General features: G+C 66.5%; 12 protein-coding genes and 1 tRNA gene. 11 read left to right on the top strand and 2 right to left on the bottom strand.

Annotated features, from left to right (window positions below):
* Nucleotides 1-80 precede the first annotated feature (80 nt).
* The 4 genes from QE360_RS16575 to QE360_RS16560 all read left to right on the top strand — a co-directional run bounded on the left by QE360_RS16575 (nucleotide 81) and on the right by QE360_RS16560 (nucleotide 4,533).
* Nucleotides 81-1,469, top strand: a complete 1,389-nt coding sequence (locus tag QE360_RS16575; protein WP_309703330.1) for a TIGR03013 family XrtA/PEP-CTERM system glycosyltransferase — start codon at nucleotides 81-83, stop codon at nucleotides 1,467-1,469.
* Nucleotides 1,466-3,469, top strand: a complete 2,004-nt coding sequence (locus QE360_RS16570) for a tetratricopeptide repeat protein (protein WP_309703328.1) — start codon at nucleotides 1,466-1,468, stop codon at nucleotides 3,467-3,469. The genes QE360_RS16575 and QE360_RS16570 overlap by 4 nt, the downstream gene beginning before the upstream one ends.
* 48 nt (nucleotides 3,470-3,517) lie before the next feature.
* Complete coding sequence (locus QE360_RS16565; protein WP_309703327.1) at nucleotides 3,518-4,336, top strand: ATP-binding protein; 819 nt, start codon at nucleotides 3,518-3,520, stop codon at nucleotides 4,334-4,336.
* A gap of 120 nt (nucleotides 4,337-4,456) precedes the next feature.
* A tRNA-Pro gene (locus QE360_RS16560) sits at nucleotides 4,457-4,533 on the top strand.
* 169 nt (nucleotides 4,534-4,702) lie between these two features.
* On the opposite strand, the gene QE360_RS16555 is transcribed toward QE360_RS16560, so the two are convergent.
* Nucleotides 4,703-5,713, bottom strand: coding sequence for a LacI family DNA-binding transcriptional regulator (locus QE360_RS16555; RefSeq protein WP_309703325.1), 1,011 nt, complete (start codon nucleotides 5,711-5,713; stop codon nucleotides 4,703-4,705).
* A 386-nt stretch (nucleotides 5,714-6,099) separates the two neighbouring features.
* Between QE360_RS16555 and QE360_RS16550 the strand changes: the two genes are divergently transcribed.
* The 7 genes from QE360_RS16550 (at nucleotide 6,100) to lepA (ending at nucleotide 15,954) form a co-directional block, all read left to right on the top strand.
* Nucleotides 6,100-9,351, top strand: a complete 3,252-nt coding sequence (locus tag QE360_RS16550) for a TonB-dependent receptor (protein ID WP_309703323.1) — start codon at nucleotides 6,100-6,102, stop codon at nucleotides 9,349-9,351.
* Nucleotides 9,352-9,410: 59 nt separating this feature from the next.
* A complete protein-coding gene (locus QE360_RS16545; RefSeq protein WP_309703322.1) occupies nucleotides 9,411-10,115 on the top strand; it encodes a SapC family protein in 705 nt (234 codons plus the stop codon).
* Nucleotides 10,108-11,145: a cupin-like domain-containing protein gene (locus QE360_RS16540; RefSeq protein ID WP_405052630.1), complete on the top strand. Its 1,038-nt coding sequence runs from the start codon at nucleotides 10,108-10,110 to the stop codon at nucleotides 11,143-11,145. Before QE360_RS16545 ends, QE360_RS16540 begins: the two co-directional genes overlap by 8 nt.
* Nucleotides 11,142-12,635: a tryptophan 7-halogenase gene (locus QE360_RS16535; protein WP_309703320.1), complete on the top strand. Its 1,494-nt coding sequence runs from the start codon at nucleotides 11,142-11,144 to the stop codon at nucleotides 12,633-12,635. Before QE360_RS16540 ends, QE360_RS16535 begins: the two co-directional genes overlap by 4 nt.
* 392 nt (nucleotides 12,636-13,027) lie before the next feature.
* Entirely contained in the window at nucleotides 13,028-13,579 is a 552-nt protein-coding gene (pnuC, locus tag QE360_RS16530) for a nicotinamide riboside transporter PnuC (RefSeq protein ID WP_309703317.1), read from the top strand.
* Nucleotides 13,576-14,103: an AAA family ATPase gene (locus tag QE360_RS16525; RefSeq protein ID WP_309703315.1), complete on the top strand. Its 528-nt coding sequence runs from the start codon at nucleotides 13,576-13,578 to the stop codon at nucleotides 14,101-14,103. Before pnuC ends, QE360_RS16525 begins: the two co-directional genes overlap by 4 nt.
* Before the next feature lie 39 nt (nucleotides 14,104-14,142).
* A complete protein-coding gene (gene lepA / locus QE360_RS16520; protein ID WP_183951813.1) occupies nucleotides 14,143-15,954 on the top strand; it encodes a translation elongation factor 4 in 1,812 nt (603 codons plus the stop codon).
* Between the two features lie 29 nt (nucleotides 15,955-15,983).
* Here lepA and QE360_RS16515 read toward each other — a convergent pair whose 3' ends face one another.
* Complete coding sequence (locus QE360_RS16515; RefSeq protein WP_309703312.1) at nucleotides 15,984-16,577, bottom strand: hypothetical protein; 594 nt, start codon at nucleotides 16,575-16,577, stop codon at nucleotides 15,984-15,986.
* Between the last annotated feature and the right edge of the window lie 92 nt (nucleotides 16,578-16,669).

The raw sequence follows: 16,669 nt of genomic DNA, 5'->3' as shown, positions 1-16,669 counted from the left end.
ATCTTCACGCTTCGTTTGTCATTCCGTGTAAAAATTGGGACAGTCGTGCGTTCAGGGGGGTGACGAGTAGCGTCCGGTCGATGATCCGTGTGTTCAAACACTATGTCCCCCATGCGGTTCTGCTGCTCGGGTTGGTCGATTTCACGCTGCTGCTGCTCGCCTCCGAGCTGGGGTGGCGGTTGCGGGCCTGGCAGATCGGCTATCCGGTCGGTGCGGCGATCGACCGCTGGCCGCAGATATTGAGCTTTGCCGCGCCGCTTCAGGTCGCGCTGCTGGCGGTGGGGGCCTATTCGACCGCGTCCTTTCTGTCGTTGCGCTTCGCGGCGGCGCGGTTGATGGTCGCGGTATCGCTGGGCGTCATCTTCCTGTCGCTGATCTTCTTCTTCTTTCCGGCGGTCTCCTATTGGCGATCGAGCCTGTTGTTCGCGATGATGTTCGCGATCCTTCTGCTGGTCGTCATGCGTGGCGCGTTGGGGCGGCTGCTGGGCGGGGACCGGTTCAAGCGGCGGGTGATCGTGATGGGGGCGGGGCGCCGCGCCGCCCAGATCGTCGAGCTGGCCGAGCGGCCGGGCGCCAATTTCCTGGTCGTCGGGGTGATCGCCATGTCCGACGCCGAAAGGGTGCTGCCACAGGCCATTCACCGCGAGGATATTCCCAATCTCCAGGCGTTCGTCGTCGGTCGCGAGGTGGTCGAGGTCGTGCTGGCGCTGGAGGAACGCCGCCGCGCCTTGCCCTATCAGGACCTGTTGCGTGTCCGGACGGCGGGCGTGCAGGTGTTCGAGCTGTCGAGCTTTCTGGAGCGCGAGACCGGGCGGATCGACCTGGCCTCGGTCAGCCATAGCTGGCTGATCTTCTCCGACGGTTTCTCGTCGGGGCGCGTCCGCTCGGTGATCCTCAAGCGGGCGTTCGACGTCACGGTCAGCCTGGTGCTGCTGATCGCGGCGGTGCCGATCATTGCGATCACCGCCATCGCCATCCGACTGGAGTCGAAGGGGCCCGTCTTCTATCGCCAGCGCCGTGTCGGCCTGTTCAACCAGGCGTTCGACATTCCCAAGCTGCGCTCTATGCGGCAGGATGCCGAACTGGCCGGGCAGGCGGTCTGGGCGGAAAAGGACGATCCGCGCATCACCCGTGTCGGCCGCTTCATCCGCAAGGTCCGGATCGACGAACTGCCGCAGATCTGGTCGGTGCTGAAGGGCGAGATGAGCTTTGTCGGCCCGCGCCCCGAACGCCCGCAATTCGTGGAACAGCTCGAACAGCAAATTCCCTTTTACGCCGAACGGCATATGGTAAAGCCGGGGATCACCGGATGGGCGCAGCTCAACTATCCCTATGGCGCCTCGATCGACGATGCGCGGCACAAGCTGGAATATGACTTGTACTACGCCAAGAATTATTCGCCCTTCCTCGACGCGCTGATCCTGCTCCAGACGCTGCGGGTCATCCTGTGGCCGTCGGGCGCGCGGTGAGCGACGCGGCCGGGCCGGGCGCCCCGGCGGCCAGCCCCTATCCGATGCTGCGGCGCAAGCGGCGACTCTGGCGTCGGGGGCGGTTGCCGCTTCGCGTCCGGCTGATCGCCGTGTTGGCGGCGATCGCGCTGGCGGTGGGGGCGCTGCTGGTCCAGCTGTTTACCGCCAGGCCGCCGGTCGACCCCGTGCTGGCGCTACGCAAGGCGAGCGTTGCACTGGAGGCGGGCAATTATCACGCCGCGCACGACCAGGCGCTCCAGGCCGCGGCTGCCGCGCCGCGCTCGGGGCCGGCGCAGATGATGCTTGCCCGGACCAGCCTGTTGCTGGGGCAGGGGGTGACGGCGGAGGCGGCGCTGGACCGCGCGCTGGCCGACGGCGTGCCAGAGGTCGAGACGCTGGCCGGGCGGGCGGAGGCGCGCTGGTCGCTGGGCAATCTGGCGGGCGCGCAAGAGGCGGTCGATCGCATGCCCGCGCAGCAGGACGCCGCGATGATGCGCGCCGCCGCGCAGGTTCGTGCCGCCCGCGCCGGTGGCGCGACGCTTCGCCGGATGTTGCAGGCGGTCGTGGCGCGCTTTCCGAACGACGCGCGAAGCTGGACCGATCTGGGTCGCAGCCGGTTCGGTGCGGGCGACATGCTGGGCGCGAGCGAGGCCGCGACCCGCGCCGCCGCGCTGGCCCCCGCCGATCCGGCGGCGCTGACCCTGCAGGCCGAGGTGGTGCGCGCGCGCTATGGTCTGGCGGCGAGCCTGCCCTGGTTCGAGGCGGCGTTACGGCGCGATGCCTATTATCATCCGGCGCTGATCCGTTATGCCGCGACGCTGGGCGATAGCGGCCGTTTGAGCGATGCGCTGGCGGCGACCCGCAGGGCGCTGGTGTCCGAGCCGGGCAGTCCCGAGGCATTCTACCTCCAGGCGGTGATCGCCGCGCGGGCCGGGCGTTTCGCCTTGGCGGAGGGCGTGCTGGAGCAGACGCGCGGCGCCTTGTCCTATCGTCCCGCCGTCGTGCTGCTCAACGGTTTGCTGGCCTATGCCCAGGGGCGGCCGCAGCGGGCGGTGCGGGTGTGGGGGCGGCTCGTCGCGATGCAGCCGATGAACGTCGCCGCCCGTCGCCTGTTGGCGGCGGCACAGATCGCGACGGGGGATCGCCCGGCCGCGCTGGCGACGCTTCGCCCGATCCTGAGCCGCGTGGATGCCGATGGCTATGCGCTGCGCCTCGCGGCGTTCGCGGCCCCGGCGGGGGAGGGGGCGGGCCTGGTCGACCGGATCGCGCAGGCGCATGTCGGCGAAGCGGCGATCTTTCGCCCCGACCGCCCGCTGGGCGACCTGACCATCGCGGCGGAAACCTCGCCGACCGACCCGACCTATGCGCTGGGGGTCATTCGCGCGCTGGCCAGCCAGGGGGACCGGGCAGGCGCGCTTGCCAAAGCGCAGGCGCTGGTCCGCGCCACGCCGGGCGCCCCGGCCGCGCTGCTGGCCTATGGCGATGTGCTGGCGACCATCGGCCGCCCGGCGGAGGCGCTGGGCCCCTATGCCCGTGCCGCCGATCTGACCTTCGACGAGCCGACGATGTTGCGGCTGGTCGACGGCTATGGGCGAGCCGGGCGGGCTAGGGATGCCGCCGTCGCGCTCGGCCTGTATCTCTCGCAAAACCCGCAGAGCGTGCCCGCGCGCCGTCTGCTCGGACGGTGGCAGCTGGCCGCCGGGGAATGGGATGCCGCGATCGAAACGCTCGAAGGATTGCGGATGCAGCTGGGGCCGGACGACGTCGCGCTGCTCCACGATCTGGCGCTGGCCTATGCCGGGGCCGGGGACGGGCTGGTCGCGCGGCGTTACGGCGCCGTGGCCTATGGGTTGGCTCCGATGAACGCGGCGGCGGCGGATGCCTATGGCGTGGCGCTGGCGGCGGCGGGCGAGACGGAGGGCGCGCGTCAGCTGTTCGACAAGGCGCTGGCGCTCGCTCCCGGCAATCCGGTCATTGCGGGGCATCGCGCCGCGCTCTGACGCCCGCCGGTCTTTGCAGCGGGGTATCCGCGCCGTAGAAGCGCGGGCATGACCGACCTTCCCGTTTCCGTGCTGGAGCGCATCGCCGCCGCGCTCGAACGCCTGGCCCCCGCGCCCATCGCCTCCGCCGATCCGCTGGCGCATCCCGCCTATCTGTGGCGTGACGGCGTGCTTCGGCCGGTGCGCGGCTTCGCGCCGCTGCCGCTGGACCTGTTGCAGGGGCTGGACCGTCAGCGCGAGGCGCTGCTCACCAATCTGACCCGGCTGGCCGACGGGCATGCGGCGCAGGACGTGCTGCTCTGGGGCGCGCGGGGCACGGGCAAGTCGGCGCTGGTGAAGGCCAGCGTCGCGGCGGTACAGGCGGCGCGGCCCGGTCGTCTGGCGCTGGTGTCGGTCGATACGCTCGACAGCCTGCCCACACTGTTCGCGCTGCTGGAAGGGGTGGACCGCGCCTTTGCGCTGTTCATCGACGATCTGGGTTTCGACGAGGCGGGCGAGGCGCGCAAGCTGCGCTCGCTGCTCGACGGCGGGGCGGAGGCGCGGCCCGCGCATGTCCGCTTGCTGGTCACCGCCAATCGCCGCCACCTGCTGCCCCGCGACCTGAGCGAGCAGGACAGCGCGATCAATCCGCGCGACGTGGTGGACGACCAGCTGGCGCTCGCCGACCGTTTCGGCCTGAGCCTGGGCTTCCACGCGCTCGACCAGGACGGCTATCTGGCGATCGTCCGCGCCTATACCGAGCGCCACGACCTGCCGTTCGACGGGGCCGAGGCGGTCCACTGGGCGACCCGGCGCGGCAGCCGTTCGGGGCGGGTGGCCTGGCAATATATCGTCGATCTGGCGGGACGGATGGAGCGGGTCCTGTAAGAGAAATTTCGTTTCGGTGAAAAAACCTCTTGCACCGATCCGAGCCGCTGGCTATTGGCGCGCCTCCAGCACGGATCGGCCTTCCCGAAAGGCTCTGAAAACCGATCCGTACTCTCTAGTCGGGGAGTAGCTCAGCCTGGTAGAGCACTGCCTTCGGGAGGCAGGGGCCGGAGGTTCGAATCCTCTCTCCCCGACCATTTCATCATCGCGAACATGACGTACCCCTTGCGGGGAGCACCCGACGTTGCTCGGCGCGGGCACCGTTTGCTGGTGTGATAGCGCCCTGCATCGCGATGATGGCGGGCATCCTTGTTCCGCCGCTCACCCCTCCCGGTTCATTGCGGCGTTGGCATTCGCCATCCGCCCTCAAGAGCCGCAGGAACTGGCCCTGACGATCAGCTCATAGGGAAGCTTGATCGAGGATCGGGCGCTCTCCGGACCATCGCTGCGGTCTGCCAGCAGGCTCACGGCGGCCGCCGCCATGTCGCAATTGGGTTGTCGGATCGTCGTCAGCTGCGGCCAGGCCATGCGGGCCAGTTGGGCGTCATCGAACCCGACGATGGACAATTTCTGCGGCACGGCGATCTGTGCCCGCATCGCGGCCACCAGCACGCCCAGGGCCATCTCGTCGTTGCTCGCGAAGATCGCGTCGGGTGCGCGGGGGCCATGTAGCAGGGCCTCCGCCGCGACGATGCCGGAGCGGAAGGTGAAGTCGCCCTGGACCACCAGCCGGTCGTCGGGCGCTATCCCGGCGGCGTCCATGGCATCGCGAAACCCAAGCCAGCGGCGATGGGTCGCGCTATGGGTCGGATTGCCCTTGATGAAAGCGATGTGGCGGTGGCCCAGCGCGATCAGATGCTCCGCCATGGTGCGGGCCGCCGCGCGGTCGTCGATGCTGACATAGGGTGTCCGGTCGACATCATTGCCCGGCGCGATGCGGACCACGGGCACCGCATGCCGCTCGAAGATCGCGATCAGGTCGGCGCAGTCGCAGATGGGCGGGGTGAGGATCGCACCCCCCAGTTTCAGCCCGACCAGGCTGTCCTCCAGCCTCGCCTGCCAGTCGGAACGGTCGAGCGAGACGGTCTCGATAACCACATGGCGGCCGAGCGATCGCGCCCGCTCGAGCGCGCCGAGCAGGACGTCATTGGCATAGCTGCACGCCGGGTCGTCGAAGAACAGCCCGATGAGGAAGGAGCGGGTGCTCGACAGGCTGCGGGCGAACGTGTTGGGCCGGTAGTTCAATTCCGCCACGACGCGCGCGACGGCCTCGCGCACCGCCGGGCGGACATGCGCTTCGCCGTTGATGACGCGCGAGACGGTCTTGGGGGAAACGCCGGCCTGCCGGGCCACGTCCTTGATGGTAAGCGCCTTCATCGAAACATCCGGCCGGAAGACAAGGAGCGGCACGCCGGGGTCAAGCGTCCCATATGGCGTCATCTTATGCAATCGGATGCGGCCCGCAATCATGCCGTGCCCCCGGGGCAGTCTCGATAGGAGACGGGCGATCGATACCGTCGTCGCGAAGTCCGGAAAGCATCGGGACGCCGACGGCGCGCCCCGCGAAACGCGCTGCTCCCGTCGCGAAGGACAAGGGGAGTGTGGCGGCGGAACCACAGTCATCCGGTTGATTCACCGGGCGATCCCGGCGCCGGTCAATTTTGTTGACACCGATGTCATGCCGTATAGCGTGATATGGCAAAATAATACGCCGACGCGATCGGTGAAACGCGGTCCGTGAAGGTCGCAAAGGGAGAGGTGACATGAAGGGGAAGACGCTTGCGCGCGTGCTCGTGCGCTCGACATCGGTTCTGGGGCTCACGGCGGGATTGCTGCTGGCCTCCCAGGGGCAGGCGCAGACGGCACCGGCCGAACCGCAACAAGGCACGCCCCAGGCCGATACCGGCAGCCAGACGCCGCCGCCGGGCGAGTCGAGCCCGACCAATCCCCAGCCCGAAACCAATTCGAGCGACATCGTCGTTACCGGCGTCCGCGCCTCGCTGGAGCGGTCGATCGCGATCAAGCGCGACTCCAACGGCGTCGTCGATGCGATCAGCGCGGAGGATATCGGCAAGTTCGCCAATACCAACCTGGCGGAATCGTTGCAGCGTATCACCGGCGTGTCGATCGACCGGCGCAACGGCGAAGGCTCGACCGTCACGGTGCGCGGCTTCGGCGCGCAATATAATCTCGTCACGCTCAACGGCCGCCAGCTGGCGACGTCCAATATCGTCGCGGTCGGCGGCGACCAGGGCGGCGACGGTGCGGGCGGCTTCGGGCGCTCGTTCGACTTCTCGAACCTCGCCTCGGAAGGGGTGAAGACGCTGGAGGTCTACAAGACGGGCCGCGCCGCGATCCCGTCGGGCGGTATCGGCGCGACGGTCAACGTGGTCAGCCGCCGCCCGCTCGACAATGCCGATACCGGGCTGGTCGGGTCGCTGGGCGTCAAGGGCAGCTATGACAACAGCTCGGCCGACTGCATCGACTGCGGCGCGCGCGTCACGCCCGAGGCGTCGGGCACGGTCAGCTGGTCCGACAGCGAGAAGCGCGTCGGCGTGTCGCTGTTCGGCAGCTATCAGAAACGCAATTTCAGCTTTGCGAGCGTCGCGCCGGACAATTGGAATATCCGCTCGCTCAACGACTTCCTCAACCCGGCCAACGGCTTCGTCAACGGCGCGACCAAGATCAACAACCGCCCGACGGGCAACCCGCTGGTATCGGTGCCCAACGACTTCCGCTATCACTTCTCGGAGGCCAGCCGCGAGCGGATCAACGGCCAGGCGATCCTGCAATTCCGCCCGACCGATACGCTGACCTTCACCGCCGATGGTCTCTATGCCCAGCTGCGCCAGTCGGAGCGCCGCTCGAGCCAGTCCAACTGGTTCAACCGGCCGTTCAGCGAGGTGACGTTCGACGACGCCAGCAACGGCGTCGCCACCACCCAGTTCCTGGCCGAGACGATCAACGGCGTGAAGGACGCGGCCTTCGAACAGGCGTACCGCGCGCAGAAGAACCGGCTGTACGATGTCGGCGGCAACATCGAATGGAAGCCGAGCGATCGGTTCACCCTGTCGGTCGACGGCCATATCGGCGAGGCGCAGAGCCTGCCCGACAATCCCAACGGCCAGACTTCGACCACCGTCGCGATCAACGCGCCGGTCGTGACCGGCCACACGCTGCGCTGGACCGAGAACGGCTTCCCGCAGCAGACGCTGGCGATCAACGACGGCACCCAGAGCACGACCCCGACCGGCCAGCCCTTCATCAAGGGCAATAACAACGGCGTACTGGACGTCGGCGATCTGGCAAGCGCGGTGCAGCGCCAATTCGCCTCGAACCAGACGCAGCGGATTCGCGAGCTGCGTGCCGATGCCGCCTGGGACTTCACCGATCAGATCCGGCTCGACGCAGGGGTCGATTACCGCACCACGACGACCCGCCAGACCCAGTTCAACACGCGCCAGGTGCTGGGCGACTGGGGCAACTCGCTGCCGCCCGACATCGCGCGACTGGCACCGGGGCAGGTTTTCCAGTTCTGCAATACCTGCAAGTTCGAGCATAACAATCCGAACGCCGACCCGAACACCCAGATCGCCTTCCGCACCCAGGATGCGACCAAGCTCTACAATACGCTGTTCAACTATTATTCCGGCGTGACGAACGACGGCGTCGACCACCGCAACAATATCGACGCGAACAGCGACAATTCGGTGCGCGAGAATATCTGGTCCGGCTATCTCCAGGGGAGCTGGAACGGGCAGGTGTTCGGCCGCAACGTCCAGATCGTGGCCGGCCTGCGCTATGAGAATACCAAGGTGCACGCCGTGTCGTTGCAGCCGGTGCCGCTGGCGATCGTGTGGACCGCGGACAATGACTTCGTGCTCCAGAACAGCACCGATCGCCAGGCGATCACGGCGCGGGGATCGTACAACAACTGGCTGCCCGCCGTGGACGCCAAGATCGAGGTGATGGACAATCTGTTCGCGCGCGCATCCTACAGCAAGACGATCTCGCGGGCGCCGTACGGCAACCTCTTCGCCTCGACGGGCGTCGGCGCGCCGGGACGGCCGACCGCGATCGGCGGCATCGCGACGGGTTCGGCCAACAATACCGGCCTGCTGCCGCTGTCGTCGGACAATATCGACGTGTCGGTCGAATGGTATCCGCGCAAGGATGTCTTCCTGTCGGCGGGCTTCTTCGACAAGCGGGTGCATAATTTCATCGGCAACACGGTGGTGAACCGCAACCTGTTCGGGCTGCGCGACGCGACCTCGGGGCAAGCGGGCACGCGCTCGGGCACGGCGCGCGAGCAGCTGACCAACACGTTCGGCGCCGACATCACCGACGTCAACCTGTTCACCTACACCGCCCTGCTGCAACAGAATGCGGGCAATGTGGCGGCGGCGAACGCGCAGTTCGCGGCCAATTACAACATGCAGAGCCGCGCGCTGAACCAGGGCTTCGTCGATTCGATCCTGAGCCAGGTCGACATCAGCCCCAATGCCAGCGACCCGTTGTTCAATTTCGCGGTCAACACGCCGATCAACAATCGCGACGCGCATATCTATGGCGTCGAGCTGGCGGGTCAGTATTTCCTGGGTGAGACCGGCTTCGGCATCGCGGCCAGCTATACGCTGGTCCGGGGCAATATCGGCATCGATATCGCGGCGGACCCCAGCGTGAACACCTTCGCGCTGGTCGGCCTGTCGGATACCGCCAATGCCACGCTGATCTACGACAAGAACGGCATATCGATGCGCCTGTCGTACAATTGGCGCGACAAGTTCCTGAGCGACATCAACCGCGGCGGCGACCGCAACCCGGTCTTCACCGCGCCCTATGGCCAGCTCGACCTGTCCATGAGCTTCGACCTGACGCCGCGCTTCGCGCTCGGCTTCGAGGCGATCAACCTGACCGAAGAAGGCGTGCAGACCTATGGTCGCGACCGCATGAACACCTGGTATCTGGCCGAAGGTTCGGCACGCTATCTGGTCGGCGCGCGGTATCGCTTCTGATTTCGGAAATCCGGAAGGCCGCTGTCCCCTCCGCGGTCTTCCGGGTACATGGGGCGATCATGGCCGCACCTGTCCTGCTCAACAATATCGACCATCGCGACCTTCGCGTCGCGATGGGTCATCATGCGCGCTTCGGCGACGCCATCAACCAGACCCGCGTATTCCCCGCCGAGTTCGAGGAGCTTCAGCGCGAATACGCCATATTGCTGCGCCGGGACGAAGCGGGTGCGCTATATGCGACCATCCTTCTGGGCCTGGACCCGGACGAGAACCTGTTCCTGAAGGGCGATCGCTGGGACGCCCGCTACATCCCGGCGACCCGTGCGCGCGGGCCGTTTTCGATCGGTCACGACCCCGCCGGTGAACCGATGATCTTCATCGATCCCGAGCATCCCCGACTGAGCACGGACGGCATGCCCGTCTTTCGCGAACATGGCGGCAATGCGCCGCTGCTCGACCATGTCTCGGTCATGCTGCAACGCATTTATGAGGGCGTGCAGACCGAGCAGGCCATGTACGAGGCCTGGGCGGCGCTCGACCTGCTGACGCCCGCCGTGCTGCAACTCGACCTGGACGAGGGGCGGCGATACAAGGTGCCGGACTGCCTGACGATCGATAGCGCGCGCCTGGCGGCGCTGGAGGGCGGGGCGCTTGGCGACCTTCATGCAAAGGATTATCTGCGCCCGGCATTCTGGATCGCGTCCTCGCTGGGCAATCTGCGCCATCTGATCGATCGCAAGCTGGTCGGCGATGTGCATGGCTGATCGCCTGTCCGCCGCGCGTCACGCCCGCGAGATGACCGGCACGCGGCCCCTCGATCTCGCCGCGCTGGTCCAGCGGGACGAGCCGGTCATCCTGCGGGGCTATGCCGCCGACTGGCCGCTGGTCCGCGCGGGGCGGATTTCCGCGCATACGGCCGCCGACTATCTCCTTCGCTTCGATCGCGGACGGCCGGTGACGGGCTATGTCGGCGACGCGGCGATCCGGGGGCGTTTCCATTATGACGAGACGGCCACCGCGCTGAACTTCAAGAGCCATACGCTGCCGCTTCGCGATCTGCTGGCGCGGTTGCTCGACGGGGCGGACGGGGAAGGGGAGGCGCCCGCGCTCTATATGGGGTCGACCGATCTCGACGCCTATCTGCCCGGCTTTCGCGCCGAGAATGACCTTGTGCCGTCGGATGGCCTGTTCGTCCGCCATCCGCCGCTGGCCAGTATCTGGATCGGCAATCGCACCATCGCCTCGGCGCATTACGACATGGCGAACAATGCGGCGATCTGCGCGGTCGGTCGGCGTCGCTTCACCCTGTTCCCGCCCGACCAGATCGCCAACCTCTATCCCGGACCGTTGGCCCCGACGCCGGGCGGGCAGGTCGTCAGCATGGTCGACTTCGCCCGGCCCGACCTCGATCGCTATCCCCGTTTGGCTGCCGCCATGGCCGAGGCCGTGGTGGCGGAACTCGAACCCGGCGACCTGCTGGTCTATCCGGCGCTATGGTGGCACCATGTCGAGGCGCTGGAGGCGTTCAACGTCCTCGTCAACTACTGGTGGAACACCGCGCCCGCCTATCTGGACACGCCGATGGATACGGTGATGCACGCCATGCTGTCGCTGCGCGATCGACCGCCGGCGGAAAAGCGGGCCTGGCGCGCGATCTTCGACCATTATGTCTTTGGCGATCCCGAAGCGGTCGTCGCGCATCTGCCCCCGGCGTCGCACGGCCCGCTCGCGCCGCTCGACGAGGCGATGGCGCGGCGGCTTCGCGCCTATCTTCTGCAAAGGCTGAACCGATGAGCGATCCCTGTCCGCCGACGCGGGTCGTCATCGCGGGGGGCGGGACCGCCGGGTGGCTGGCCGCCACCGCGCTCGTGCGGCAATTGGGGCCGCTCGTCCAAGTCGTCCTGGTCGAATCCGACGAGATCGGCACCGTCGGAGTGGGTGAGTCCACCATTCCCACCGCGCGCAGCTTCCATGGATTTCTCGGCATCGACGAGGCGGCGTTCATGCGCGCCACCCAGGCGACCTTCAAGCTGGGCATCGGGTTCGAGAATTGGGGCCGGGTCGGCGACCGCTATTTCCATCCGTTCGGAACCGTGGGGCGATCCGTGGCGATCGCCGATTTCCAGCATTTCTGGCTGGAGGCGCGGCGTCACGGGTTCGGCGGCGCCTATATCGACTATTCGCTCGAGGCGCGGGCGGCGGCGGCGGGCCGGTTCGGACGGGACGAGGCCGGGACCCTGGCCTATGCCTATCATCTCGATGCCACCGCCTATGCCCGCTTCCTGCGCGGGATCGCCGAACCCGCCGGGGTGCGCCGGGTCGAGGGCCGCATCGCCAGCATCGAGCGCCACGGCGAGGGCGGCGACATCGCCGCGCTGCATCTGGTATCGGGCGACCGGATCGAGGGGGACCTGTTCCTCGACTGCACCGGCTTTCGCGCGCTGCTGATCGAGGGTGCGCTGGAGACGGGTTTCGAGGACTGGAGCGAATGGCTGGCCTGCGACCGGGCGATCGCGGTCCAGACCGAGGCCGTCGCGGCTCCGGTCCCTTATACCCGCGCCATCGCGCACCGGGCGGGCTGGCGCTGGCGCATCCCGCTCCAGACGCGGGTGGGCAATGGCCTGGTCTATGCCTCGGCCCATATGAGCGAGGACGAGGCGACCGCCACCCTGATGGCGGGGATCGAGGGTATGCTGCTGTCCGAGCCCCGCGCCCTGCAATTCCGCGCCGGAATGCGTCGCCGGGCCTGGAGCCGCAACTGCGTGGCGCTGGGGCTTGCGGCGGGGTTCATCGAGCCGCTGGAGTCGACCAGCATCCATCTGGTCATGATCGCGGTGATGCGCCTGATCCAAGGCTTTCCCTTTCAGGGGCAGGACAGCGCGGCGCTGCGGACGCGGTTCAATGCCCAGTCGCGTCACGAATGGGAGCATATCCGCGACTTCATCATCCTGCATTACGCACAGACGGAGCGAACGGACTCGCCATTCTGGCAGCGCTGCTCGACGATGCGCGTGCCCGAGACCCTCGCGCAACGGATCGCATTGTTCGCCGAAAGCGCGGGGGCGTGGCAGGGGCAGGACGATCTGTTCAAGATCGATTCCTGGGTCTCGGTGATGCTGGGACAGGGACTTGTCCCGAAAGCCCATCATCGCATTCCCGGAATGCTGAGCCGTCAGGCGCTTAAGGATTCGTTCGACGGACTGGACCAACGGCTTTCGCGGCAGTTACAGCCGATCCCGGACCATCTTGCGTTTCTCAAGGGGTATTGCGGGGCGACGGCTTGATGGCATGTCGGGAATAAGGCGCGAGTTTCGCCCTGATCGTCCTCTGTCCTACCTGCCCTTTCCGAAGGGGGGGCTGTTGGGGGCTGCAGCTCCACCGACGGGATTGACGGCGGTGCCGTTGACCCGGAATTGATCGACAGAGCCGACACAATCCTGAGTTGTGCGATGCACGAGGTGGGGCTGTCGGCCATGATATTGGGGCCGTCGATTGTGACTATCGCAAATGCACGCAGCTAGCCTATCGGGCGATCCCACTATGGTAACCCTTCGACTTCGGGCCGATCCGCTATGAGGAATGGGAAGGACTCTTCCGGCCCGCAGGCGTCGGCGAGCGCCGGTCTTCCTGGCGAGGGACATTCGCCGCTGACGGTGGTCCGGCCTGTCCCGGTCCGATGACCTGGCTTGAGTCCATCGCCTTCGTCCTCGGGGTCGCGAACGTCACGCTCGTCGTGCGGCGCAGCCTGTGGAACTATCCCGTCGCGCTGGTGATGGTATCGCTCTATGCGCTGCTGTTCTGGCGGGAGCGGCTGTACAGCGACGCCGCGCTGCAACTCTTCTTCTTCGCGCTCAACCTCTATGGCTGGATCGTCTGGCGGCGCAGCGTCGCGCAGGCGGGCGAGGTGACGGTGGAGACGCTGTCCTTGCGCGCGCGTGGCGTGTGGCTGGCGGGGATCGCGATCGCCTCGCTCGGTTGGGGGGCCGCGATGGCACGCTGGACCGATGCGGCGATGCCCTTCTGGGATGCGTCCAATGCCGTTGCCAGCGTCGCGGCGCAGATATTGCTGGCGCGGCGGCGGCTGGAGAACTGGATTCTCTGGATCGTCGTCGATCTGTCCTCCATCGCGCTCTATGCGGTGAAGGGGCTGACGCTGACCGCCATCCTCTATGTCATCTTTCTGGGGCTGAGCCTGTGGGGCTATCGCGAATGGCGGGGGCGGGCGTGACGAGCATCTGCCTGCATGGGCCCGAAAGCACCGGCAAATCGACCGTCGGGCCGCGCCTCGCCCGGGCATTGGGCGGATGCTATCTGGGCGAATATGGCCGCGACTATGCCGAGGCGCATGGCACCGACTTCACCATGGCCGATCTGGTGGCGATCGGGCAGGGGCATGATGCCCGGCTGGCCCGGGCGATGGCGAAGGGGCCATGGCCGGTCGTGACCGATACCGATCCGCTGATGACCGCCGTCTGGGCCGACATGCTGTTCGCCGCGCGCGATCCCTGGTTCGCGACGTGGAACCGGCTGTCCGACGTCTATCTTCTCTTCGCCCCCGATCTCCCCTGGGTCGAGGACGGCACCCGCCTGTTCGGCACGCGCGCGGCGCGGCAACGCTTCTTCGACCTGTCGCGCGCCGAGCTGGATCGGCGCGGCGTGGCATACCGGTTGATCGAGGGGCAGGGCGAAAGCCGCTATGCAAATTGCATCGCCGCGCTAGAGCACTTTGGCATCCGCCCGCATCTTTGCTAACGGCGTCATCGAATAGCTTTTCAGGAAACCATTCCCCCCGTGTCCACGCCGCTCGACAAGATCCGCAACTTCTCCATCATCGCGCATATCGACCATGGCAAGTCGACGCTCGCCGATCGCCTGATCCAGTTCACCGGCGGCCTGACCGACCGCGAGATGAGCGAACAGGTTCTCGACAATATGGAGATCGAGAAGGAACGCGGCATCACCATCAAGGCGCAGACCGTGCGCCTGGCGTACAAGGCGCAGGATGGCGAGACTTATACGCTGAACCTGATGGACACGCCGGGCCATGTCGACTTCGCCTATGAGGTCAGCCGGTCGCTGGCGGCGTGCGAAGGCGCGCTGCTGGTCGTCGACGCCGCCCAGGGCGTCGAGGCGCAGACGCTGGCCAATGTCTATCAGTCGATCGAGCATGACCATGAGATCGTGCCCGTCATCAACAAGATCGACCTGCCCGCCGCCGAACCCGAAAAGGTCCGCGCCGAGATCGAGGATGTGATCGGTATCGACGCCTCGGGCGCGGTGCTGGCCAGCGCCAAGTCCGGCATCGGCATCGGCGACATTCTGGAAGCGATCGTCAAGAACATCCCCGCGCCCAAGGGCGACGCGACCGCGCCGCTGAAGGCGATGCTGGTCGACAGCTGGTACGACCCCTATCTGGGTGTCGTCATCCTGGTCCGCGTGATGGAAGGCACGCTGAAAAAGGGTCAGCAGATCAAGTTCATGCAGGCGGGCACCACCCACCTGATCGACCGCGTCGGCTGTTTCCGCCCGAAGATCGAGCAGCTGACCGAGCTGGGCGTCGGCGAAATCGGCTTCATCACCGCGCAGATCAAGGACGTGGCGCAGGCGCGCGTCGGCGACACGCTGACCGACGCCAAGAAGCCGACCGAGCAGGCGCTGCCGGGCTTCAAGGAAGTCCAGCCGGTCGTGTTCTGCGGCCTGTTCCCGGTCGACGCCAACGACTTTGAAAAGCTGCGCGAGTCGATCAGCAAGCTGCGGCTGAACGACGCCTCGTTCAGCTTCGAGATGGAAACCTCGGCTGCGCTCGGCTTCGGTTTCCGCTGCGGCTTCCTGGGGCTGCTCCATCTGGAGATCATCCAGGAGCGGCTGACCCGCGAATATGACCTCGACCTGATCACCACCGCGCCGTCGGTGGTCTATCAGATCGAACTGACGCACGACGGCGGGCAGATCGACCTGCACAACCCGGCCGACATGCCCGATCCCAACAAGATCGAGTCGATCAGCGAGCCGTGGATCGAGGCGACCATCTATGTCCCCGACGAATATCTGGGCTCGATCCTGAAGCTGTGCCAGGACCGGCGCGGCATTCAGAAGAACCTGACTTATGTCGGCGGGCGCGCGCAGGCGACCTATGAACTGCCGCTCAACGAAGTCGTGTTCGACTTCTATGATCGGCTGAAGTCGTTGTCGAAGGGCTATGCCAGCTTCGACTATCACCAGATCGGCTATCGCGAGGGCGACCTCGTGAAGATGTCGATCCTGGTCAATGAAGAGCCGGTCGACGCGCTGTCGATGATCGTCCACCGCGGCACCGCCGAAACGCGCGGACGCGGCATGTGCGAGCGGCTGAAGGAACTGATCCCACGCCACCTGTTCAAGATTCCGATCCAGGCAGCGATCGGCGGCAAGGTGATCGCACGCGAGACGATCAGTGCGATGCGCAAGGACGTGACCGCCAAATGCTATGGTGGCGACGCAACGCGTAAGCGCAAGCTTCTGGAAAAACAGAAAAAGGGTAAGGCCAAGATGCGCGAATACGGCTCGGTCAGCATCCCGCAGGAAGCCTTCATCGCGGCGCTGCGCATGGGTGACGAGGCGTAAGAACCCGGACCGGCCGGACGCGTGGCTGTTTAAAGCCGAGCGCCCGGTCGGGTCGGTAGCTCATGCACCGTCATCGGCATGGCGGCGAGATCCTTAGGGACGACCGCGTGAGCCCATTGGGACAGATGCCTTTGTGCTCCATCGATCGCCTTGCGGTTCCGTACGAACAGGTCGAGTTGAGGTAGGCTCTCGCACGGCTTGGGACCCCTGCCGCAGTGATAGCTTATGACAGCAATCGCATGTATCTCACCTTGTGGATCGAGTAGGATCGCACCCTTTTCATCGCAGGAATGAACGCGGCAGGCGGTGAAGAGGTGGCTGCCATCCGGTAAATCCCGGCGGGCGTCGGGCGGTCCGCCCAGAACGGCTTTGACTTGATCGATCAGGCGGCCATTATGGTAGAGCAGGCTGATGCGCTTGCGGCCATCTCTCCCCAAAAACTGAGCCAATGCCTGCTGGAAGTCCGGACGCCAAGATAGGGGATTGACCGTATCGCAGCCTGTTAGCCGCCGAAGCGAACACGGCTTCACGGCGACATCCGCAGACGGTGTAGCCAAAGCGATCGCCCACATTAAAGCCGCAAGCATCAAGACAATCCCCCCGAGAACACCGATCCATCGCATGGCGGACGGCGGTCCGCCAATGGGTTTTCGGAAAGACGTGCAGTACAAGCGGGGCGGCCGCCCAGGGAGTAAAGCGGCCGCCCTTCAGTGTA

The sequence above is a fragment of the Sphingomonas sp. SORGH_AS_0789 genome, from assembly GCF_031453055.1.
GTDB lineage: Bacteria > Pseudomonadota > Alphaproteobacteria > Sphingomonadales > Sphingomonadaceae > Sphingomonas.
Note: the sequence above shows the minus strand (reverse complement) of the source record. Positions and strands in the feature narration are given on the sequence as shown.

Coding starts and splice junctions, on each gene's coding strand:
- QE360_RS16575 (WP_309703330.1), top strand. CDS start 81: ATGATCCGTGTGTTCAAACACTATGTCCCCCATGCGGTTCTGCTGCTC.
- QE360_RS16565 (WP_309703327.1), top strand. CDS start 3,518: ATGACCGACCTTCCCGTTTCCGTGCTGGAGCGCATCGCCGCCGCGCTC.
- QE360_RS16555 (WP_309703325.1), bottom strand. CDS start 5,713: ATGAAGGCGCTTACCATCAAGGACGTGGCCCGGCAGGCCGGCGTTTCC.
- QE360_RS16550 (WP_309703323.1), top strand. CDS start 6,100: ATGAAGGGGAAGACGCTTGCGCGCGTGCTCGTGCGCTCGACATCGGTT.
- QE360_RS16545 (WP_309703322.1), top strand. CDS start 9,411: ATGGCCGCACCTGTCCTGCTCAACAATATCGACCATCGCGACCTTCGC.
- QE360_RS16540 (WP_405052630.1), top strand. CDS start 10,108: ATGGCTGATCGCCTGTCCGCCGCGCGTCACGCCCGCGAGATGACCGGC.
- QE360_RS16535 (WP_309703320.1), top strand. CDS start 11,142: ATGAGCGATCCCTGTCCGCCGACGCGGGTCGTCATCGCGGGGGGCGGG.
- pnuC (WP_309703317.1), top strand. CDS start 13,028: ATGACCTGGCTTGAGTCCATCGCCTTCGTCCTCGGGGTCGCGAACGTC.
- QE360_RS16515 (WP_309703312.1), bottom strand. CDS start 16,577: ATGCGATGGATCGGTGTTCTCGGGGGGATTGTCTTGATGCTTGCGGCT.